The sequence below is a fragment of the Actinophytocola xinjiangensis genome (genome assembly GCF_001921215.1).
GTDB classification, from domain to species: Bacteria; Actinomycetota; Actinomycetes; order Mycobacteriales; family Pseudonocardiaceae; genus Actinophytocola; species Actinophytocola xinjiangensis.
The window spans coordinates 13,319-32,874 of sequence record NZ_MSIF01000043.1; the positions used below are offsets into that span (position 1 = coordinate 13,319).

Sequence of the window (19,556 nt, forward strand, 5' to 3'; positions counted from 1 at the left end):
GCATGGCAACCAGCCTGGAGCACCGCTCCGCGTTCCCCTCACCGGTCGACACCGTCTTCCCCACCCTGGTCGACGAGGCGTTCCTGCGCGCGCGGTTGCGCGAGATCGGTGGCAAGGACGCGGCCCTGCTCACCCACACGCGCACCGGCGACGAGGTCGCGTTCACCCTGCGTCAGGGCGTCGACGCGGCGAAACTGCCCAGCGCCGTGAAGTCCGTCCTGCGCGGTGACCTGATCGTGGAACGCAGCGAGCGTTGGCGGCCGGACGGGCCCCGCTACGCCTCGGCGAGCACCGTCACCATCGACGGGGTGCCGGGCGAGATCCGTGGCCAGTCGCGGCTGGGCACCAAGGACGGCGGCAGCCTGCTGGTCACCCGCGCCGAGGTGCGGGTGAGCATCCCGCTGGTCGGCGGCAAGCTCGAACAGGTCGTCGCCGAGCAGGTCACCAAGCTGCTGGCCACGGAGGCGGAGTTCGCCGAGAAGTGGCTGGCCGGGCGCGGCTGAGGCCGGTCGGGTCGCCGACGCGGGGCACGACGAACCCGAACCGGTTACGTCGGGTCGACCGCTGGCTCACCGGCACCGCCCAGGTCACCGCCGCGCTGCGCGACGCCACCGACCCGCTGGCCATCGACCTTGGCTACGGCGCGTCGCCGGTCACCGCCGTCGAACTGGCCGCGCGGCTGGCCACCGTCCGCACCGACGTGCGGGTGCTGGGGCTCGAACTGGACCCGGACCGGGTGGCGGCGGCCCGCCCGGCGGCCGACCCGCCGCGCCTGGACTTCGCCACCGGCGGGTTCGAGCTGGCCGGCACCCGGCCGGTGCTGGTGCGGGCGTTCAACGTGCTGCGGCAGTACTCCGAGGAGGAGGTCGCCGACGCGTGGGCCACGATGACCGCCCGGCTGGCCCCCGGCGGCCTGCTGGTCGAGGGCACCTGCGACGAGTTGGGCCGCCGCTGCTGCTGGGTGACGCTGTCGGCCGCCGGCCCGCGCACCTTCACTCTGGCCTGCCTGCCGGCCGACCTCGACCAGCCGTCGGACCTGGCGCCACGGCTGCCCAAGGCGCTGATCCACCGCAACGTCCCCGGTGAACGGGTGCACGCCCTGTTCACCGACCTGGACCGCTGCTGGGCCACCGCCGCCCCGCTGCGCGGCTTCGGGCCCCGCGCCCGCTGGGTCGAGACGGTCCGCCTGCTCGCCGCCCGCGACTGGCCGGTGCGCGACACCCGCCGCCGCTGGCGCCTGGGCGAGGTGACCCTCGACTGGGACGCCGTCAGCCCTTCCTGAGTTTGCGGGCGGTGCCGATCAGCTCGTCGACCCGGCCGCGCAGCGCGGGCACGACCTCGCCGCGTTCGTCGGCCTCGGCGATGTCGGCCACCAGCTTCGTGTAGCGGGAGGCCACGCTGCGGTAGCGCTGCCGGAACTCCTTGTCCTTGGACGTCGCGTAGCGGCCGTCGAGGTCGATGATCTGTTGGGCCAGGACGGCGGCCCTGGCGTTGAGCGCGGCGCGGGCGTCGTCGGTGGTGTCGCGGCGGTCGCGGCGGTCGGCGGCCAGCCGGCCGGCGCGGCGGGCGCCCAGGTAGGCGGCGGCGGCGCCGGCCAGCACCGCCGTGACCGCGGCGATCGCGATCAGGTAGCGGGGCAGCGACGGGGTGATCTCCCGGCCGCCGTCGGGGGCGATACCGGCCTGGACCAGGCGGTCGTAGTTCACCGCCATCACCTTCACCGCCGACAGCGGATCGTCGGCGAACTGGTCGACGCCGTCGGCGACGGTGGCCTCGGCGACATACTTCTTGCCGAAGTCCTCGTCGTCGTCGCCGAGCAGGGCGCAGCCGTAGTGGTCGTACTCGCCGTCGCCGGGCGAGAGGAACATCACGACCGTGCCGTCGGCCGCGCGGCGCACGTCGTCGCACGCGTCGGACGGGTCGGTGCCCTCGCCGAGGAAGGCGACCACCAGCTTGCGGTTGCCGATGACCCGCTCGGCGGCCGGCTCGTCGATGTCCACCCCGGACGCCACGTACACCGACGAGACGCGGACCTCCTTGGCGATCCGGCCGTCGAGCAGCCCGCCCGACCACAGCGCCCAGCCGGCCAGCACCACACAGCCCAGCACCGCCAGCGCGAACGGCGAACGGACGAAACGGGTGACCGCGCGGGTGAGGGCGGGGTTCACGAGACACCTCCCGCGAGGTAGGTGGCCGGCCGGTAGTCGGGCCGGCCCAGGGCGCGCGCGGCGGTGTCCAGTTCGGCCTCCGCCTCGGCCAGCAGCTTGCCGACGTGCCGGTCGGGCAGTTCGCCGACCAGCGCCTCCCGGGCGGCCCCGAGCTTGCCGATGGCCCGGACCAGCGCCGGGTCACGCGAGAGCGCCGACAGTTCGATGGCCAGTGTGGTCAGCCCGGCCAGCCTGGCCGGCGGGCGGACCGACCGGCCGCGCGCACCGGCGAACAGCGACCGGGTGGAGAGCACCAGGAAGCCGACCACGCACACCGCGAACAGCCACGGCAGCGCCGGCAGCGCCACCCGCAGCGGGTCGAACGGCTGGTAGGGCAGCGGCCGGTCGAACAGGCCCGCGTAGCGCACGTCGAGCACCCGGCCGAGGTAGGCGTGCAGCACGTTGCCCTGCGGGTAGGCGAAGCGGCTCAGGCGGCTGGCCGACTGGCCGTAGAAGCTGGCGTTGACCACCTCGGCGAACTCGTCGGCGTGCGGGCCGAAGTAGCCGACCCAGTTGCCGTACATGACGTAGAGCTGGGTGTCGGGGAACAGCCTGGCCAGCGCCGGGCCGTACTCGGGCACCGGCTCGCCGATCGGCTGCTGCGGGAACACCGCGAACAGCGCGTCGGCCAGGGCGTCCTCGCCGGCGATCCGGGGCAGCTCGTCGAGCGTCGCGCCGGGGGCGGCGTGCAGGCGGTGGGCGCGCAGGTCGTCGGCGACGGTCGCCAGCTCGGCCTCGGTCGGCTCGCGCCAGGTGATCTCGTCGACGTCCTCGGGCGGCTCCTGGTCGCGCAGGCCGGCGAGCAGGGCGCGGATCTGGCTGGTGACGTCGCCGGTGGTGAACTGGGCCTGCCAGCCGGCGAGGTCGTCGCTGGTCACCTCGTAGATGCCGCCGGTGACCTGGGTACCGACGACCCGCACGGTGGCGTTCTCGACCTCGCGGATCTGCTCGCGCTGTTCCTCGTCCAGGCCGGGCGGGGCGATGAGGATCCGCACCGGCTGGCCGTCGACGGGTTCGCGCAGGTCCTCGGCCAGGCGCTGCTCGTCGAACCCGGCGATCGCGCCGGGCAGCCGCACGACGCGCTCCCGCTCCAGCATCGCCGTCATCTCCTCGACCGAGGGCAGGTCGGCGCCGGACAGCTCGCCGGCCGAGCCCTCCTGGACGGTCGCGCCCTCCGACGGCGAGCGGGCGTAGCTGATGTCGGCGCTCTGTCCCTGGGCGACCACGTAGACCACCAGCAGGGCCGCGGCGACGGCCAGCAGGACCCAGCGCAGGGCGCCCAGCGTCGGCCTGGGCATCGATCTAGTCACTGGCGGCCGCCCGCCACAGCTGGTCGGCCCGCCGCGCGACCTCGGCGGCCTCGTCGGCGGCGTCCGCGCCGCCCCCGGACGCGGCCAGCGACTCCGCGCGAGCCAGCAGCTCGTCGGCCTGCGGCAGGTCGGCCGGGCAGGCGTCGCGGCTGACCGTGGCCGAGTCGATGGCGGCCCGCGCGCTCGACCAGGCGACCCGCACGCGCAGGTCACGGGCCCGGCGGCGGGGAACGTAGGCGGTGGCGAACCCGGCCGCGACCAGCAGCAACGCGCCGGCCAGCCAGATCACCCAGGACACGGGGGCTCCGTCAACACCCGGACACTCTGACAAACCGCCCCGAGTCGTCACTCCACCGGGTCACTGATTTGACCTTCTCGCTACGTCAACTTCTACCGTGGAGTCATGGCTTGGTCGATCGCCCAGGTGGCGCGGATGTCGAAGGTGACGTCGCGCACCCTGCGGCACTACGACGAGATCGGGCTGCTCGCGCCGGCGCGGGTGGGCACCAACGGCTACCGGTACTACGAGCGCGAACAGCTGCTGACCCTGCAACAGATCCTGGTCATGCGGGAGCTGGGGCTCGGTCTGGACGCGATCACCCAGATCGTGCACCAGGGCCGGGACCAGGTGGAGGTGCTGCGACTGCACCGTTCGTGGCTGGAGGCCGAGCGTGACCGGTTCCAGCGGCTGGCCGACACGGTCTCGCGCACGATCGCCGAGCTGGAGGAGGAGACGGAAGGAGGTGAGAACGTGAACGCGACATCGATGGACCACTGGTTCGACGGCTTCGACGACCCCGAACGCCAGCAGGCCCTCCAACAGGAGGCCCGCGAGCGCTGGGGTGCCGAGACCGTCGACGCGGCCAACGCCAAGGTCACCGGCGGCGCCAAGCAGTGGTGGGCCGAGAACGGCCAGCAGTGGGCCGAGCAGGTCACCGCGCTGGTGGCGCTGATCGACGCCGGCCACGACCCGGCCGACGAGCAGGTGCAGGCCGTGATCGAGGGCCACCACCGCTGGCTGTCCAGGATGTGGACGCCCAACCGGGAGTCCTACACGGGTCTGGGCGACGTCTACGCCGACGACCCGAGGTTCCGGGAGAACTTCGACCGGACCGACCCGCGCCTGGCCGAGTTCCTGCGGGCGGCCATGGCCGAGTTCGCCAGGACGAGGCTGGCCTAGCCGGTCACCGGACGGGAGCGCCGCGGATCTCCCGGCCGGTGACCCGGCAGGCCTATCCTCCACACGTGGAGTACGGCGAGTACCTCGACCAGATCGAGCACCAGGCGTCGGCGCTGCGTGCCGCCGCCGTGGCCGCCGGGCCGGACGTGCCGGTGCCGCCCTGTCCGGAGTGGACCGTACACCGGCTGGTGCGCCACATCGCCAAGGTGCACAACTGGGTGGGCAAGGCGCTGGTGACCGACCCTTCGGCCCCCGAGCCGCACCCGGACCGTCCGCCGGAGTCCTGGCCGGACCTGCTGTCCTGGTGGGACGACCAGGTCGGCGCGCTGCTCGGGGCGCTGCGCGCGCGGGACCCGGCCGAGCCGGCGTGGGTGTTCGCGGTCGCGGCCGAGCCCGCCGCCGCGTTCTGGGCGCGCCGCCAGGCCCACGAGACGGCCGTGCACCGGCTCGACGCCGAGCACGCCGCCGCCCGGTCCGACCGCGCGGACTCGGTGCCCGCGCTGGTCTTCGACCCCCGGTTCGCCGCCGACGGGATCGACGAGCTGCTGGTGTTGATGACGCCCCGGCGGTACCGGCGGGAGACGGTCACGGTCGAGGGCACGGTGCTGTTCCACGCCGCCGACGCCGGCCGGGCCTGGCTGGTGACCCTGCGCCCCGGTCAGCCGCCGCTGATCGGCCCGGCGACCGAGGTCGACTCCGACGCGTCGGTGGTGGGCACCGCCGACGCCGTGTACCGGGCGGCCTGGCACCGCCCGTCGCACGCGGTCGTGTCCGGCGACCGCACCCTGGTCGACGCGCTGCGCACGCCATGAGCCGCCGCTACGTGATCACCTTCGGGTGCCCGGACCGGGTCGGGATCGTCGCCGGGATCGCCACGTTCCTCGCCGAACTCGGCGGGATGATCGTCGAGGCGGCGTACCACACCGACCACGACACCGGCTGGTTCTTCACCCGCCAGGTGATCAACGCGGACACGGTGCCGATCGGCGTGGACGAGCTGCGCGCGCGGTTCGGCGAGGTCGCCGGCGGCCTGGCCGTCGACGGCGACTGGCGGATCACCGACACCGCGCAGCGGCGCCGGGTGGTGATCCTGGTGTCGCGGGAGGGCCACTGCCTCTACGACATCCTGGGCCGGGTCGCCTCCGGTGAGCTGGACGTGGACGTGCCGGCGGTCGTCGGCAACCACCCTGACCTGGCCGGTATCACCGAGGCGCACGGCATCCCGTTCCACCACGTGCCGTTTCCCACCGGGGACCAGGAGGCGAAAGCCGAGGCGTTCGCGTCGGTGCGGGAGCTGGTGGACGCGCACGACCCGCACGCGATCGTGCTGGCCCGGTTCATGCAGATCGTGCCGGCGTGGCTGTGCACGGCGTGGGCGGGCCGGGCGCTGAACATCCACCACAGCTTCCTGCCCTCGTTCGTCGGGGCGCGGCCCTACCACCAGGCGCACCGGCGGGGCGTGAAGCTGATCGGCGCGACCTGCCACTACGTCACGCCCGATCTGGACGCGGGCCCGATCGTCGACCAGGACGTGATCCGGGTGGGGCACGCGGACTCGATCACCGACATGGTGCGCCGGGGCCGCGACATCGAGAAGGTGGTGCTGGCCAGGAGCCTGCGCTGGCACCTGGAGGACCGGATCCTGGTGCACGGCAACAAGACGGTGATCCTGTGACGGTGATCCCGTGACCGCCGATCCCGTGACCCTGCCGGTGATCGACGTCGCCGACCCGGAGCGCGCGGCCGGCCCGATCGCGGCGGCCTGCCGGGACACCGGGTTCTTCTACGTCACCGGGCACGGTGTGCCACCGCGGCTGCCGGCCGAGCTGGACGCCGCCAGCCGCCGGTTCTTCTCGTTGCCACACCAGGACAAGCGTGAGATCGAGATGGTCAGGGGCGGCCGGGCGTGGCGCGGCTGGTTCCCGGTCGGCGCCGAGCTGACGGCCGGTTCGCCCGACCGCAAGGAAGGGTTGTACTTCGGCACCGAGCTGGCCCCCGACCATCCGCGCGCGGGTCTGCCGCTGCACGGCGCGAACCTGTTTCCCGTTCAGGTCCCCGAACTCCGCCCCCTCGTGCTGTCCTATGTGGACGCACTGACGGCCGCGGCGCAGCGGGTGCTGCGCGGTGTCGCGCGCAGCCTCGACCTGCCGGCCGACTACTTCGCCGCCGGCTACACCGCCGTTCCGACCGTGCTGTTCCGGATCTTCCACTACCCGCCGGCGCCGCCGGGCGACCCGGGTTGGGGCGTCGGCGAGCACACCGACTACGGCCTGCTGACCCTGCTCGGCCAGGACGACAACGGCGGTCTCCAGGTGCACACGCCCGGCGGGTGGATCGACGCGCCGCCGCTGCCCGGGGCGTTCGTGTGCAACATCGGCGACATGCTGGAGCGGTTGACCGGCGGCTGGTACCGGTCGACCCCGCACCGGGTGCGCAACACCAGCGGCCGGGACCGGCTCTCGTTCCCGTTCTTCCTGGATCCGGACTTCCTGTCGCGGGTGCCACCGCTGCCCGACCGGGCCGCCACCGACGCCGGCGGCCGGCGCCGGTGGGACGACGCCAGCCCGCTGGCGTTCACCGGCACCTACGGCGACTACCTGACGGCGAAGGTGGCGCGGGTTTTCCCCCAGCTGCGCGCGAATCTCACCTGACCAGGCCAGTACGGCCCGGGTAGGTTGGAGCCATGCGACCGCTGGTCCCCGCCGCGCTGCTGGCCGCGGCCGTCCTGTTCACCACCGGCTGCGACGAGGTCGGCGCGGCCGTCGACCAGGCGGGCGAGGTGACCGACAAGGCGGGGGTGTGCGCCGAGGCGCTTGGCCTGGCCGACCTGAACCCGCTGGTCGACCCGGACAAGCTGCGGGAGCGCGCCGAGGACAAGGAACGCCGGCTGCGGGAACTGGCCGAGAACGTCGGCGACCAGGACGTGAAGAGTTCCCTGCTGACGATGGCGGACTCGTACATCGAGGTGCAGCACGAGCGTTTCGAGGACCTGTCGGTGATCGCCGAGTGGGCCAAGCGCAACGCCGAGCGGGTGGACGCGCTGCGCAAGGCGTGCATCTGATGGCCGAACGCAAGGGCGGCGTTGCGGCGCCGGCCACCACGTCGACGGTGTACGCCCGCGACTGGGACGCCCAGCACGTGGCCAACGAACGGTTCGACAACGTCCTGTTCGTCGACATCGACCTGGTCGAGGCCACCACGACCAGTACGACGTTCTTCGAGTGCACGTTCCGGGGCGTGAAGTTCAACGTGTCGCGGCACGAGAGCAGCGGTTTCATCAACTGCACGTTCATCGGCTGCGGCTTCTTCGACGCGACGTTCAGCGGCTGCAAGCTGTCGGGCAGCATGTTCAACCGCTGCACCTACGACCTGCTCAAGGCCGAGGGCGGCGACTGGTCGTTCGTCGGCCTCCCCGGCGCCGACCTGCGCCGAACGACGTTCACGAAGGTGCGGATGCGCGAGGCGGACCTCACCGGTGCCCGCTGCGCCGGCGCCACCTTCCACGGCGTTGACCTGTCCGGCGCGTGGCTGCACAAGGCCGACTTCACCGGCGCCGACCTGCGCGGCAGCGACCTGACGTCCCTCGACCCCACCACGGTGGAGCTGCGAGGAGCGATCATCGAACCGGCCCAGGCGATGGTGGTCGCGTCGTCGCTGGGCCTGGAGATCCGCTAGCGCCCGAGCCCCTCGACGACCTCGGCCCCCGGCAACCCGGCGAGCACCGACCCCGGGACGAGCAGTTTGCTCCCCCGGATCCCACTCCCGATGACCAGCTCGGGCGCGTCGGCGACGGCCTGGTCCACCAGCACCGGCCACCCGTCCGGCAGCCCCAGCGGCGTGATCCCCCCGTAGGCCATCCCGGTCAGCTCGACGGCCGTGTCCATGGGCGCGAACGAGGCCTTGCGCACATCGAGGCGCCGCCGCACGACCCCGTTGACGTCGGCGCGGGTCGTCGCCAACACCAGACAGGCCGCGAACCGCTGCTCACCGCCACGCTTCCCCGCGACGACCACACAGTTGGCCGAGGCCGTCAGCGGTGACCCGTAGTGCGCACAGAACTCGGCGGTGTCCGCGAGGTCGGGATCGATCGCGGCCACCCCGACCAGCCCGGCGTCGGGCACCAACGCCAACGCCTTGGCCACGGGCTCGGCCAGCAGATCGGAACGCGAGGTCGCCGCCTCGACACTCAACGTGCCGGCGATGCTCCAGTTCACCACCGCTGCCCTCGCTGCACCTCGATCAACCGAGGCCGCACGTCAACGATGTACACCAGCGCGGCCACCAGCCCCGCGATCCAGAAGATCCACCCGATCCCGGCGAAGCTGAACAGCAGCAGCGCCACCGCCGCGCCACCGGTGATCCCGAGCCACGCCGGCTTGGTGAGCCGCTCGATCGCCTGGTAGGCGTCCGGCCGCTGCATCAGCGCATGGATGAACGCGAAGACGCCGACCGGCACAGCGGCCCAGTCGATGATCTGCAGGATCAACAGCGCTTCGTACGGCACCGCTCCAGACTACGTGCGCACCCGAGCGAGTGACCAGCGGACCACACAACAGACAGGACAGGCACAAACAGACACGCAGCGGGCGACCTACTTGTCGGCCGGCTTGACCCCGTTGGTCTTGCGGGACGAGGCCTTGGGCGCGGACGTCTTCGGCGCCGAGGCCTTCTGCTCCGTGGTCTTGTGCTCCGTGGTCTTCGCAGCGGCGGCGACCGGCTCGTCCACGACGGCCTCGACCGACCGGGCCCGCCAGGTCACCTTCGCCAGAACCTCGTCAGCCAACTCCCTGGCGTCGCCGGCGGCGTCCCCCACCCGCGCCTGCAACGCGGCGATGGCCTCCTCGACCTGCTCCAGCGCCCGCCGAACCTGCGGCTGGGACCGCAGCTTGTTCAGTGTGTCCTCGCCCTGGTCGGCCAGCTTCTGGTAGGCGCCGGCGAGGTCGGTTCCCCGAACGGCGTCCCGGACGGCCTGGGTGGCCAGGTCGCCGGCACCCAAGGCCACCAGCAGCGGCATCCGGAGTACCTCGACGGCCTGCTCGCCGGCCTTGCGGACGTCTTCGGTCCTGGGCAACGCAACCATGATCTATCCCTCCTGAGATTCCGGGGCACGCTCCACGTCCGACCCCTGGGACGCGGCGTTCTCCCGACGAAACGACTCGTACACGTCGAGCAGGACCTGTTTCTGCCGTTCGGTCAGCACCTCGTCGGCGCGGATGGCGTCGACGAGCGGGCCGCCCTCGACGACGTCGAGGATGCCGGCCTGCACGTACAGCGCCTCTGCCGAGATCCGCAGGCCCTTGGCGATCTGCTGGAGGATCTCGGCGGAGGGCCGGCGCAGGCCCCGTTCGATCTGGCTGAGGTAGGGGTTGGACACCCCGGCGAGTTTGGACAGTTGCCGCAGGGAGATCTTGGCCGATGCCCGCTGCTGCTTGATGTACTCGCCGATGTCCCGCCCGAGGTCGGCGACCTTGCCGGTGACCTGGTCGATTCCCGACTCCCCGGTCGATCCCATCGTGGCGCCTCCTCCTGCTCTCACCCACGACCGTACGCCGGGATGCTAGCAACTGCAAGCACAGTGCTTGCGCAGGTCACGTGGGCACGGTCACAGCGGCACGGTCACAGCGGCACGATCACAGCGGCACGATCACAGCGGCACGATCACAGCGGCACGATCACAGCGGCACGATCACCGGGAGCAGGCACTGTCACCTGGGGAGCAAGCTCCGTCACCTGGGGAGCAAGCTCCGTACCCACCGTGCGACGACGTCTGCGGTGGCGGCGACCGGCGCCTGGGTGGTGTCCAGCAGGCGCATCGGCGGGCTGGTCCGCTCGGCCGTGGCGCGCACCCAGTCGTTGAACCCCAGCATCTCCTCGATGCGCCCGTCGTCCCAGCCGCGCCAGGCTGGCCGGTCGCGCAGCCGCGCGCGCAGCACCTCGGGGGCACACGTCAGCGCCAGGTAGTGGATGTCGGAGAACAGCACGCGCTCGGGCCAGGTCTCGAACTGCGGCGGCGCGACCGTCCCGCACAGCACGACCGGGCGGCCGTTCTGCGCCACGCTGGCCGCCAGCCGCAGCCAGGTCCGGCGGAAGGCGGCCGAGTCGCCGGACGGGTCACGCAGCGCGCCGACCCACAGCAGGTCCTGTTCCACCACGACACACCGGTCGCGCAGCCGGTCGACGAGCAGGCGGCCCACGGTGGTCTTGCCGGTCCCGCTGGGACCGGTCAACGCGAACAGCGGCAGGCGCCGGAACGGTTCCCGGTGTCCACAGGACACACAGGCCAGTACCGTTCCGGCGCCGTCGGCCAACACCCGAGGTTCGTCGGTCCACACCCCGCAGCCGGCACAGATCATCGGATTCATCGGTGCGGCACGGAGTTCCTGATCAGTCGAACAACTGCTCCAGGAAGCTCTTGCGCCGACGGTGGCCACCGTGGTGACCACCATGGCCACCGTGACCGCCGTAGCCGCGCGGCGAGTCCGAGTAGCCGTAACCCTTGGGAGAGTCCCGGTAGTACCCACCGCCGGGCGGCGGCGGAGGCGGCGGGGCGCCGCCGGGTCCCGGCTGGTACGGCGGCGGCGCGGACTGGGCCGAGTACTGGCGCTCGGCGTTGAGAATCGACTCCAGCTCCCCCCGGTCCAGGAAGATCCCGCGACAGCCGTCGCACTGGTCGATGTGGATGCCTTGGCGGTCCACGGTGCGCAATGAGTTCTGGCACTTCGGGCAAATCACACTCGTAACAGTACGCAGATCGGTGTGTTCGGGGCCACCAGGGTTTGCCGCCACCTACTCGGTCCGCAGCGACGTCAACCGGGTGGCGCTGCGCAGGAACGGCAGCGTCAACGCGCTCACGGCCACCGCGAGCAGCACCGATCCGGCCGACAGCACGCCGACCCCGAGCCAGTCCACCGCCAGCGACACGTTCATGCTGCGCACGACCAGCCAGGCCAACCCGACGCCGGTCACCACGGCGACCACCACGCCGAGCAGGATCGGCAACACCACCTGCCACAGCAGCGACCGACCCAGCACGGCCTTGGGCACCCCGCTGGCCACCAGCACGGCCAGCGGCCGGCGGCGCTCCCGGATGTGCTCCAGCGCGAGCACCAGCAGGCTCACCCCGGCCACCAGCAACGTGAACACCGCGCCACCGTAGAGCCCGCTGCTCACGGTGGTGAACGCCTGCCGGGCGCTGCCAGCGCTGACGTCGCCGAGCACGTACGTGTAGATCCGCCACTCGTGGGCGGCCACCGCGTTGCGGATCCGTTCGACGTCGTCGCCGGTCAGCTCGCCGCTGTCGACGTGGACCATCGTGCGGACGTCGGGCAACACCACCCCACCGAGCGCGCCGGGGGTGACGATCAGCGTGCCGCCGACGCGCAGGTTCGGGCTCTCCGGCAGGTTCCTGGCCTTCGGCACGGTCCAGGTGCCGGTGACCTCGTACTCGTCGCCGACGGGACCGACGGCGACGTCGGCGCCCTCGACCGGGTCGACGTAGTCGCGGAACTCGAGGCTGGTTCCCGGCGCGGGCGGGGCCTCGTACCCGGCACGGGCGAACACGTCGCCGTCGGTGCACTCGGTCGCCCCGGCGAGGGCGCGCACGGCGTCGCAGTCCATGACGCTCAGGTAGGTCTGGGTCAGGTCGGGCCGGTCCTCGCGGCCGGCGACGAAGGCGGTCTCGTCGCTCACCGCGTAGGCGCCACGTACCGACGGCAGCGCCGACAGATCCTCGACGACCGGCTCGATCAGGCTCTCGTCGGAGACCAGGACCTCGATCGAGGGCTTCCCCGAGCTGATGCCCCGGTCCCCGAGGGACGTCTCGGCGGTCATCAGGATCGTCTGCAACGCGATCGCCCCGGCCAGCACGACCGCCACCCCGCCGACCACCCTGGCCGCCGTGCCGCTGTCCAGTTGCAGCCGCCGGATCGCCAGCTGCCACGACGACGGGCCACCGCTCAGCCGCCGCACGACCCGCTCCACCAGCCACGGCAGCAGCACCGGCACGCCGACCAGCAGCAGCGCGGTACCCACCACCAGCAGGGCGATCCACAGGTCCGAGCCCCGGCCGGCCGACCCGCTGTACAGCAGCGCCGCCACCCCGGCCGTGACCAGCGCCAGCCGCCACCAGCCCCGGCGGCGCACCGGTCGCGCGTACCGCACCACCCCGAGCGGCTCGATGATCGTGCGGCGCATGGCGAACTGCGCGGTGGCCACCGCCAGGCCCGGCACGGCCAGCACGATCAGCACGGCCAGCACCGGGTCCGGCACCACGTCCTCGCGGTAGACCCGCCGGCCGGACAGCTCGATGTCCTCGGCGAACAGCCGCACGAACAGGAACAGCCCGGCGCCGAGGACCAGCCCGGCCAGAGCGCTGACCACCGCCTCCGCCGCCGAGATCCGGCGCACCTGCCGCGCACCGGCGCCGACCAGCCGCAGCGCCGAGAGCCGCCGGTCCCGCTCCGCGCCGGCGACCCTGGCCGAGGTGCTGACGAAGATGAACACCGGCAGCAGCAGCACGACCACGCCGACCGTCAGCACGACCAACATCTCCGGCGGCAGCGGCTCGTCGCGCACCGTGGGGTCGAACCCGTAGGTCGGCACCGCGCCGTCGGACCCGACGAACGACGCGTCGGCGCCGACGTAGGTGATCAGGTCGCCCGGCTCCGGAACGGCCGAGTCGGGGAGCGTGCCGATGACCTCGGCGGACAGTCTCGGGGTGAGCAGTTCGCCCTCCGGTGAGGAGAGCAGGTCGGCCAGCGCGGGGGAGACCACCTGCTCGCCGGGTGCCGGTACCCGGTCCAGACCCGGTGGTACCGGGGCGTTCTCGCCGGCGGCGTGGACGTAGAAGCGCTCCACCCGGTCGCCGTGGAACACGGTGGGATCCAGCGACCAGTAGAGCGGGTCGACGCCGTCGACCGGGACGTCCGAGTTGGCCGCGAACGAGGTGGTCGCGTCGCGGACCTGGTGCTGGTGGGCGATGTTGCCGACCGAGGCGCCGACCAGCAGCACGGCCACGCCGATGGCGATGCCGACGGCGCTGAGCAGGAACCGGGTCAGCGAGCTGCGGCCGCTGACCGCGAGCCGCAGTCCGAGGGCGAGGTCGCCCGCCCAGCGCCTCATGCGAACTCCACCGCCTTGGTGCGCCCGTCGCGGACGACGACCTCGCGGTCGGCGTAGGCGGCGACCCTCGGCTCGTGGGTGACCAGCACGACCGCCGCGCCGGTCTCCCGGGCGGTGTCGGTCAGCAGGCGCATCACGTGCTCGCCGGCCAGCGAGTCCAGCGCGCCGGTGGGCTCGTCGGCGAAGACCGCCTTCGGGCTGGTGACCAGCGCGCGGGACACCGCGACCCGCTGACCCTGGCCGCCGGAGACCTCGCCGGGGCGTTTGCCGGCGATGTCGCCGACCTCCAGCCTGGCCAGCCACTCGGTGGCTCGCGCTTCGGCGTCGCGACGGCGGCCGCCGCCAAGGCGCAGTGGCAGGGCGACGTTCTCCAGGCAGGTCAGCTCGGGGACGAGCTGGCCGAACTGGAAGACGAACCCGAAGTCGGTGCGCCGCAGGGCGCTGCGGCGCGTGTCGGACAGCTGGGCGAGGCCCTGACCGGCGTAGGAGACCATGCCGGCGTCCGGGGCGATGATGCCGGCCAGGCAGTGCAGCAGGGTCGACTTGCCGGACCCGGACGGGCCCATCACGGCGACGATCTCGCCGGGGGCGACGGTCATCGAGGCCTGGGTCAGGGCCTTGGTCGGCCCGAAGGACTTGGCGATCGAGTCGGCGACGAGCAGCGGCGGGGTGGCTGGCTTGGTCACGGGCGCACCTGCTTGCCGAGGTCGGCCAGGCGGGCGGTGGTCAGCTCCAGCCAGCGCAGGTCGGCCTCCAGGTGGAACAGCGCGTGGTCGCAGATGAGCTGGTCGGTCAGGTCGCCCCGGGACTTGCGGGTGACCAGTTCGCGCATCATCGCGAGGTGGGCGGCGCGCTGGGTGTCGAGCAGGTCCTCGGCGTCGCGGCCGGAGCGCAGCGCGATGACGACCTTGGTGTAGAGGGTGCTCTGCAGGTAGGGCTCGGGCTTCTCCGGTGTGGTCAGCCAGCGCTCGACGTCGGTGACGCCCTCGTCGGTGACCGCGTAGCGCTTGCGGTCCGGGCCGCCGCCCTGCTCGACACCGTCCTCGATGATCAGGCCGTTGCGCAGCAGGCGGGAGAGCGTGGCGTAGACCTGCCCATAGTGCAGCGGGCGGTCGTGGCCGAAGTGCTCGTCGTAGGCGCGTTTGAGTTCGTACCCGTGGCGTGGGCCCTGTTCCAGGATCCCCAGCAGGGTGTGACCGACTGACATGCCGGCAGAGACTACACAGGGTGTATAGCTGAGGTCTATACACCCTGTGAAGAGCCTGCTGACCTGCTGATCCATCAACGACGACCCGAGGATGGAGATCCGCCTACAGTGGAGATCGTGACCGAGGACGTGACCTTGGTGCTGGACTTCCTGAACACCGTCGACCTGGCGCGGGGCACCGACCTGCTGGACGACCCCGTGGCCTGGAACGACTGGCTGGCCAGGCGGGGACTGACACCCGGCGCGGAGCACCCGCGCGAGATCCGCGCGACCCTGCGCGCCGCCGCCGGCGACCCCACCGCCGGGGTGGCGCCGGTCAGCGCCCCGGTCACCGTCGCGGTCATCGACGGCCGGCCCCGGGTCGTGGCCGCCGACGTCGCCGGCGCGGTCCTCGCCTCGGCCAGCCGGCTGGTCGTGCTCGGCCGGTGGGACCGGCTGAAGATCTGTCCGGCGCGGGACTGCCGGTGGGCGTTCTACGACCGCTCCCGCAACCACTCCCGCACCTGGTGCTCGATGCGGGTCTGCGGCAACCGCGAGAAGGCCCGAGGCTGGCGGGAACGCGCCCGCACCGCCGCGACGCTCAGAGGATGAGCTGGGCCACCGAGTAGATCACCAGACCGGCCAACGCGCCAACGACCGTGCCGTTGATCCGGATGAACTGCAGGTCCCGGCCGACCTGCAACTCGATCTTGCGGGAGGTCTCCTCGGCGTCCCAGCGGCGCACCGTGTCGGTGATCAGCGTGGTGATCTCGTCGCGGTAGTTGAGCACCACGTACGCCGCCGCGCCCTCCACCCAGCTGTCGACCTTGCCTCGCAGCGCGTCATCGTCGGTCAGCCGCCGGCCCAGGCTGGCCAGGCCCTCGCGGACCCGCCTGCGCAGCTCGCTGGACGGGTCCTCGGCGGCGTCGAGCAGCATGCCCTTGGCCGTGGCCCAGGCCGAGCCGATCAGCTTCTGCACCTCGGGGTGGGCCAGCACCTGGTGCTTGACCTGCTCGGCGCGTTCCATCGTCGCCTGGTCGCTCTGCAGATCAGCGGCGAACTCGCCGAGGAACTTGTCGATCGCCAGGCGCATCGGGTGGTTCGGGTCGGTCTTGACCAGCCAGGCGAACGAGAGCACCTCGCCGTAGACCTTGTCGGCCACCATCGAGTCGACGAACCTGGGCGACCAGTTCGGCGCGCGGTCGGACACCACCCGCAGCACCGTGCCGTGGTTGTCCTTGACCCAGTCGTAGGCGCGGTCACACAGCAGGTCCACCAGCTTGTGGTGCGCGCCGTCGGCGAACACCCCGCCCAGCAGCTTGCCCAGCGGCGGGCCCCACGGCACCGCCACCACCCGCTTCACCACCGCCTGCTCCAGCACGGCCTGCACGTCCTCGTCGCGCAGCACGGTGACCGCGCCCCGCACGACCGTCGCCAGCTCGGCGGTCACCCGCTCGGCGTTGGCCGGCTCGGCCAGCCACCCGCCCAGCCGCCGGGCGACCCCGACGCGCCGCAGCCGCTCCCGCACGACCTGCTCGGACAGGAAGTTCGAGCCGACGAACTCGCCGAGACTGTCGCCAAGGACGTCCTTGCGGGTCGGGATGATCGCCGTGTGCGGGATCCGCAGCCCCAGCGGGTGGCGGAACAGCGCGGTCACCGCGAACCAGTCGGCCAGCGCGCCGATCATGCCGGCCTCGGCCGCGGCCTTCACGTAGCCGGCCCACGCCGGCGCGCCGGCGGACTGCCAGAAGGACATGGCCAGGAACACCACGGTGGCGCCGAGCAGGAACGACAGCGCGACCAGCTTCATCCGTCGCAGGGCGTGTCGTTTCTCGGCCTCACCCGGGATCGGGGCGGTGGAGTGGGGACCCGTCAGTTGCCGCACACGACCATTGTCCGTGAGACTGCATGACCGTGCGCCGGAAAGCCTTGGTTCCTCGTCTCGAGCCGTTCACCTCGACGATCTTCGCGGAGATGACCGCGCTGGCCGCCCGGACCGGGGCGGTGAACCTCGGGCAGGGCTTCCCGGACACCGACGGGCCGCCGTCGATGCTGGCCGCCGCCCAGGAGGCGATCGCCACCGGGGTCAACCAGTACCCGCCGGGGCCGGGCCGGCCCGAGCTGCGGGCGGCGATCGCCGCGCAGCGCGAGCGCTACGGCACCACCTTCGACCCGGACAGCGAGATCCTGGTCACCGTCGGCGCCACCGAGGCGATCGCGGCGGCGATGCTCGCGCTGGTGGAGGCCGGCGACGAGGTCGTGCTGTTCGAGCCCTACTACGACTCCTACGCCGCCTCGGTCGCGCTGGCCGGCGCGACCCGCCGGGTGGTGTCGCTGGTGGAGGCACCCGACGGCCGGTTCGCCGTGGACCTGGAGGCGCTGGCCGCCGCCATCACGCCCCGGACCCGGGTGGTCCTGGTCAACTCGCCGCACAACCCGACCGGCACGGTGTTCACCCGCGAGGAGCTGGCCGGCATCGCCGCGCTGTGCGTCGAGCACGACCTGATCGCGGTCACCGACGAGGTGTACGAGTCGCTGACCTACGACGGCGTCGAGCACGTCCCGCTGGGCACGCTGCCCGGGATGGCGCAGCGCACCGTGACGATCTCCAGCGCCGGCAAGATGTTCAACTGCACCGGCTGGAAGATCGGCTGGGTGTGCGGGCCGGCGACGCTGGTGTCGGCGGTGCGGGCGGCCAAGCAGTTCATGACCTTCGTCGGCGGCGCGCCGTTCCAGCCGGCGGTCGCGCACGCGCTGGACACCGAGTCGGCCTGGGTGGAGGGGCTGCGCGCGGACCTGTCGGCCAAGCGCGACCGGCTGGCCGAGGGACTGGCGGCCGCCGGGTTCGGTGTGCGGCCCAGCAGCGGGACGTACTTCATCTGCGCCGACGTCCGGCCGCTCGGGTTCACCGACGGCGCCGAGCTGTGCTTCGACCTGCCAGGGCGGATCGGTGTGGCGGCGGTGCCGGTCCAGGTGTTCACCGACAACCCCGACCGGTGGCGGCACATCGTGCGGTTCGCGTTCTGCAAGCGCGACGACGTCCTCGACCAGGCTGTCCAGCGGCTGCACACGCTCGCCTGACCCCAAACGCCTACTCTGAGTCATCACCCCGTTCCCCACATGGTGGTGGACGGTGTGACGGCGTCGACGCCGCCCCGGAGCACTTCTCGACCCCGTCCAGGAGACCGTTGGCCGAGCGGGCACCGGGGCGGCCCGGCGACGCTCACCGCGGGTGATCAACATTGGCCCATACGGCCGATAAGGTGCGCTTTTGCGGTCTTTCCGGGTGGATTCGACGCGGCTAGGGTGCACATTGCCGGTGGGGTGCTAGATAGTGTGGACTTGTCGGAGGGCACCCGTGGTACGGGCGGAGCATGGGACGGTGGTGGTCGCGGTGAACGGCGCATGGACGCCCGCCCGCGGCCGTTTTCGCCGTTTTCTGCGCCGTACCGTGCTCATCGGCGTGTTCGCCGGGGCCGGATGGTTGCTGTCCGTGATCTTCGCCGGCGGTGCCTCAGCGGCCCCGCTGTCCGAGGTCGAGGACGCCTTCCCGGCCCACTCCACCCACACCATCGGCCCTGACCCGGGCGCCGTCGGACCGCACGACGGCCACCTCGACGGGCACCTCGACGGCCATCTGGACGGGCACCTCGACGGGCACCTGGACGGGCTCGCCGACGACCTCACCGACCGGATAGGCGACGCCTCCGAGGCGACCAGCGACTCGCTCCACGAGACCGCCACCGACCTGTCGACCCTGTTCGCCCCGCCCCAGGCCGATCTCCCGGTGGACCTGCCCGACCCGCTGTACCCGCCGCCCCCGGCCGACCAGGCCACCGGGCCGCTCCCCGGCGCGGCGCCGCCCGCCGCCGTCGAGCCACGCTCCCCGGCCGCGCCCCGCGCGCCGCCGGTCTTCACGACACCGACGGAGTACACTCCGTCACCCTCAGCTCCCGCGCGCCGCGCGTCCGCCCCGGCCGGTGACACCGGCCGCACGGCCAGCGACTCGCCGGTTCCGGAGAGGGCACCAGCGCCGCTGCCCGGTGGCGGCACCACCGCCACCACGGTCCACGACAACACCACAGGGGCCCGAGGTACACACGGTGTTCCGGTCACGCCGGCCGCCGTCGAACCGCCGCCGGCGGGCGTCGCCAACCACGGCCACGCCACCGACGCGCACGGTCGGACACCCGGCCTACCTGCGACGTCACCTGATTGATTTCCAACCGGCTCCCCTGGGAGTGGTTTACCTCGGACCGGCCGCGTGTACTCCATTCGGCCTAACCAAGTGGCCATCGGGAACCAGTGAACGATCGGCCGAAGAGCACAACACGAACCTCCCGACCTGCCGACCGCGCCCGGTCAGGTCGGGGCATGGCCCCGGCGCCGCGATGCCCCCGCGGCGCCGGGGCTCTCCCCCTCTGGCAACTCGCCTGGTCGGCACAACGAGGGGCTGTGCCGGCCGGCCCTGCCGAGCAGACCAGAGGCGACCAGTGCGCTGGATGGCCGTATCGGCTAGGCCATCCAGCGCACTGCTTTCTACCGCGTCCAAC

General features: G+C 72.4%; 24 protein-coding genes. 11 read left to right on the forward strand and 13 right to left on the reverse strand.

The window, feature by feature from the left end; genetic code table 11:
• Nucleotides 1-2 precede the first annotated feature (2 nt).
• Entirely contained in the window at nt 3-503 is a 501-nt protein-coding gene (locus BLA60_RS40555) for a DUF2505 domain-containing protein (protein ID WP_075138423.1), read from the forward strand.
• The gene (locus tag BLA60_RS40560; RefSeq protein ID WP_075138424.1) at nt 482-1,282 is read left to right on the forward strand and encodes an SAM-dependent methyltransferase; all 801 of its coding nucleotides are present in this window, start codon (nt 482-484) and stop codon (nt 1,280-1,282) included. The genes BLA60_RS40555 and BLA60_RS40560 overlap by 22 nt, the downstream gene beginning before the upstream one ends.
• On the opposite strand, the gene BLA60_RS40565 is transcribed toward BLA60_RS40560, so the two are convergent.
• Genes BLA60_RS40565 through BLA60_RS40575 form a run of 3 tightly spaced genes read right to left on the reverse strand, consistent with a single transcriptional unit; the run spans nt 1,269 to nt 3,815 of the window.
• On the reverse strand, nt 1,269-2,168 hold the full coding sequence (locus BLA60_RS40565; RefSeq protein WP_075138425.1) for a hypothetical protein: 900 nt from the start codon (nt 2,166-2,168) through the stop codon (nt 1,269-1,271). The two genes, BLA60_RS40560 and BLA60_RS40565, sit on opposite strands and share 14 nt — an antisense overlap.
• Entirely contained in the window at nt 2,165-3,505 is a 1,341-nt protein-coding gene (locus tag BLA60_RS40570) for a hypothetical protein (protein WP_075138426.1), read from the reverse strand. Before BLA60_RS40570 ends, BLA60_RS40565 begins: the two co-directional genes overlap by 4 nt.
• Before the next feature lie 4 nt (nt 3,506-3,509).
• Nucleotides 3,510-3,815 carry a DUF6403 family protein gene (locus BLA60_RS40575; protein WP_075138427.1) on the reverse strand — a complete coding sequence of 102 codons (306 nt, stop codon included), beginning with the start codon at nt 3,813-3,815 and terminating at the stop codon, nt 3,510-3,512.
• 105 nt (nt 3,816-3,920) lie between these two features.
• On the opposite strand from BLA60_RS40575, the gene BLA60_RS40580 reads away from it, so the two are divergent.
• The 6 genes from BLA60_RS40580 (at nt 3,921) to BLA60_RS40605 (ending at nt 8,372) form a co-directional block, all read left to right on the forward strand.
• Entirely contained in the window at nt 3,921-4,697 is a 777-nt protein-coding gene (locus BLA60_RS40580) for a MerR family transcriptional regulator (protein WP_075138428.1), read from the forward strand.
• A gap of 65 nt (nt 4,698-4,762) precedes the next feature.
• Complete coding sequence (locus BLA60_RS40585) at nt 4,763-5,509, forward strand: maleylpyruvate isomerase N-terminal domain-containing protein (protein WP_075138429.1); 747 nt, start codon at nt 4,763-4,765, stop codon at nt 5,507-5,509.
• Nucleotides 5,506-6,372, forward strand: coding sequence for a formyltetrahydrofolate deformylase (gene purU / locus BLA60_RS40590; protein WP_075138430.1), 867 nt, complete (start codon nt 5,506-5,508; stop codon nt 6,370-6,372). Before BLA60_RS40585 ends, purU begins: the two co-directional genes overlap by 4 nt.
• Nucleotides 6,373-6,382: 10 nt before the next feature.
• On the forward strand, nt 6,383-7,348 hold the full coding sequence (locus BLA60_RS40595) for an isopenicillin N synthase family dioxygenase (RefSeq protein WP_075138431.1): 966 nt from the start codon (nt 6,383-6,385) through the stop codon (nt 7,346-7,348).
• 32 nt (nt 7,349-7,380) lie between these two features.
• A complete protein-coding gene (locus BLA60_RS40600; protein ID WP_075138432.1) occupies nt 7,381-7,758 on the forward strand; it encodes a hypothetical protein in 378 nt (125 codons plus the stop codon).
• Nucleotides 7,758-8,372, forward strand: a complete 615-nt coding sequence (locus tag BLA60_RS40605) for a pentapeptide repeat-containing protein (protein ID WP_075138433.1) — start codon at nt 7,758-7,760, stop codon at nt 8,370-8,372. The genes BLA60_RS40600 and BLA60_RS40605 overlap by 1 nt, the downstream gene beginning before the upstream one ends.
• On the opposite strand, the gene BLA60_RS40610 is transcribed toward BLA60_RS40605, so the two are convergent.
• From BLA60_RS40610 to BLA60_RS40650, 9 genes are all read right to left on the reverse strand, one after another.
• A complete protein-coding gene (locus tag BLA60_RS40610; protein ID WP_162293088.1) occupies nt 8,369-8,914 on the reverse strand; it encodes a YbaK/EbsC family protein in 546 nt (181 codons plus the stop codon). The two genes, BLA60_RS40605 and BLA60_RS40610, sit on opposite strands and share 4 nt — an antisense overlap.
• Nucleotides 8,908-9,201 carry a DUF2516 family protein gene (locus BLA60_RS40615; RefSeq protein WP_075138434.1) on the reverse strand — a complete coding sequence of 98 codons (294 nt, stop codon included), beginning with the start codon at nt 9,199-9,201 and terminating at the stop codon, nt 8,908-8,910. Before BLA60_RS40615 ends, BLA60_RS40610 begins: the two co-directional genes overlap by 7 nt.
• Nucleotides 9,202-9,288: 87 nt before the next feature.
• Entirely contained in the window at nt 9,289-9,768 is a 480-nt protein-coding gene (locus BLA60_RS40620) for a hypothetical protein (protein WP_425427138.1), read from the reverse strand.
• A 12-nt stretch (nt 9,769-9,780) separates the two neighbouring features.
• Entirely contained in the window at nt 9,781-10,209 is a 429-nt protein-coding gene (locus tag BLA60_RS40625; protein WP_075138436.1) for a helix-turn-helix domain-containing protein, read from the reverse strand.
• Between the two features lie 214 nt (nt 10,210-10,423).
• Nucleotides 10,424-11,050 carry an AAA family ATPase gene (locus BLA60_RS40630; RefSeq protein WP_211289020.1) on the reverse strand — a complete coding sequence of 209 codons (627 nt, stop codon included), beginning with the start codon at nt 11,048-11,050 and terminating at the stop codon, nt 10,424-10,426.
• 31 nt (nt 11,051-11,081) lie between these two features.
• The gene (locus BLA60_RS40635; RefSeq protein WP_075138438.1) at nt 11,082-11,429 is read right to left on the reverse strand and encodes a TFIIB-type zinc ribbon-containing protein; all 348 of its coding nucleotides are present in this window, start codon (nt 11,427-11,429) and stop codon (nt 11,082-11,084) included.
• A 54-nt stretch (nt 11,430-11,483) separates the two neighbouring features.
• Nucleotides 11,484-13,817 carry an FtsX-like permease family protein gene (locus BLA60_RS40640; RefSeq protein WP_075138439.1) on the reverse strand — a complete coding sequence of 778 codons (2,334 nt, stop codon included), beginning with the start codon at nt 13,815-13,817 and terminating at the stop codon, nt 11,484-11,486.
• Complete coding sequence (locus tag BLA60_RS40645) at nt 13,814-14,503, reverse strand: ABC transporter ATP-binding protein (protein WP_075138440.1); 690 nt, start codon at nt 14,501-14,503, stop codon at nt 13,814-13,816. The genes BLA60_RS40640 and BLA60_RS40645 overlap by 4 nt, the downstream gene beginning before the upstream one ends.
• The gene (locus BLA60_RS40650) at nt 14,500-15,024 is read right to left on the reverse strand and encodes a PadR family transcriptional regulator (RefSeq protein ID WP_075138441.1); all 525 of its coding nucleotides are present in this window, start codon (nt 15,022-15,024) and stop codon (nt 14,500-14,502) included. The genes BLA60_RS40645 and BLA60_RS40650 overlap by 4 nt, the downstream gene beginning before the upstream one ends.
• A 117-nt stretch (nt 15,025-15,141) precedes the next feature.
• On the opposite strand from BLA60_RS40650, the gene BLA60_RS40655 reads away from it, so the two are divergent.
• Nucleotides 15,142-15,615, forward strand: a complete 474-nt coding sequence (locus tag BLA60_RS40655; RefSeq protein ID WP_154814960.1) for a CGNR zinc finger domain-containing protein — start codon at nt 15,142-15,144, stop codon at nt 15,613-15,615.
• On the opposite strand, the gene BLA60_RS40660 is transcribed toward BLA60_RS40655, so the two are convergent.
• On the reverse strand, nt 15,605-16,813 hold the full coding sequence (locus BLA60_RS40660; RefSeq protein ID WP_084736145.1) for a DUF445 domain-containing protein: 1,209 nt from the start codon (nt 16,811-16,813) through the stop codon (nt 15,605-15,607). The genes BLA60_RS40655 and BLA60_RS40660 overlap by 11 nt on opposite strands.
• A gap of 104 nt (nt 16,814-16,917) precedes the next feature.
• On the opposite strand from BLA60_RS40660, the gene BLA60_RS40665 reads away from it, so the two are divergent.
• Both BLA60_RS40665 and BLA60_RS40670 read left to right on the forward strand, forming a co-directional pair.
• Nucleotides 16,918-18,084, forward strand: coding sequence for a pyridoxal phosphate-dependent aminotransferase (locus BLA60_RS40665; RefSeq protein ID WP_075138454.1), 1,167 nt, complete (start codon nt 16,918-16,920; stop codon nt 18,082-18,084).
• A 313-nt stretch (nt 18,085-18,397) separates the two neighbouring features.
• Nucleotides 18,398-19,222 (forward strand): hypothetical protein, encoded by an 825-nt coding sequence (locus tag BLA60_RS40670; protein ID WP_154814961.1) that lies wholly within the window; start codon nt 18,398-18,400, stop codon nt 19,220-19,222.
• Nucleotides 19,223-19,556 lie beyond the last annotated feature (334 nt).

What these genes read in the sequence shown, in the direction of transcription:
- BLA60_RS40555 (WP_075138423.1), top strand. Translation starts at nt 3, where the DNA reads ATGGCAACCAGCCTGGAGCACCGCTCCGCGTTCCCCTCACCGGTCGAC.
- BLA60_RS40605 (WP_075138433.1), top strand. Translation starts at nt 7,758, where the DNA reads ATGGCCGAACGCAAGGGCGGCGTTGCGGCGCCGGCCACCACGTCGACG.
- BLA60_RS40630 (WP_211289020.1), bottom strand. Translation starts at nt 11,050, where the DNA reads ATGATCTGTGCCGGCTGCGGGGTGTGGACCGACGAACCTCGGGTGTTG.
- BLA60_RS40580 (WP_075138428.1), top strand. Translation starts at nt 3,921, where the DNA reads ATGGCTTGGTCGATCGCCCAGGTGGCGCGGATGTCGAAGGTGACGTCG.
- BLA60_RS40570 (WP_075138426.1), bottom strand. Translation starts at nt 3,505, where the DNA reads ATGCCCAGGCCGACGCTGGGCGCCCTGCGCTGGGTCCTGCTGGCCGTC.
- purU (WP_075138430.1), top strand. Translation starts at nt 5,506, where the DNA reads ATGAGCCGCCGCTACGTGATCACCTTCGGGTGCCCGGACCGGGTCGGG.
- BLA60_RS40640 (WP_075138439.1), bottom strand. Translation starts at nt 13,817, where the DNA reads ATGAGGCGCTGGGCGGGCGACCTCGCCCTCGGACTGCGGCTCGCGGTC.
- BLA60_RS40600 (WP_075138432.1), top strand. Translation starts at nt 7,381, where the DNA reads ATGCGACCGCTGGTCCCCGCCGCGCTGCTGGCCGCGGCCGTCCTGTTC.
- BLA60_RS40650 (WP_075138441.1), bottom strand. Translation starts at nt 15,024, where the DNA reads ATGTCAGTCGGTCACACCCTGCTGGGGATCCTGGAACAGGGCCCACGC.
- BLA60_RS40625 (WP_075138436.1), bottom strand. Translation starts at nt 10,209, where the DNA reads ATGGGATCGACCGGGGAGTCGGGAATCGACCAGGTCACCGGCAAGGTC.
- BLA60_RS40660 (WP_084736145.1), bottom strand. Translation starts at nt 16,813, where the DNA reads ATGAAGCTGGTCGCGCTGTCGTTCCTGCTCGGCGCCACCGTGGTGTTC.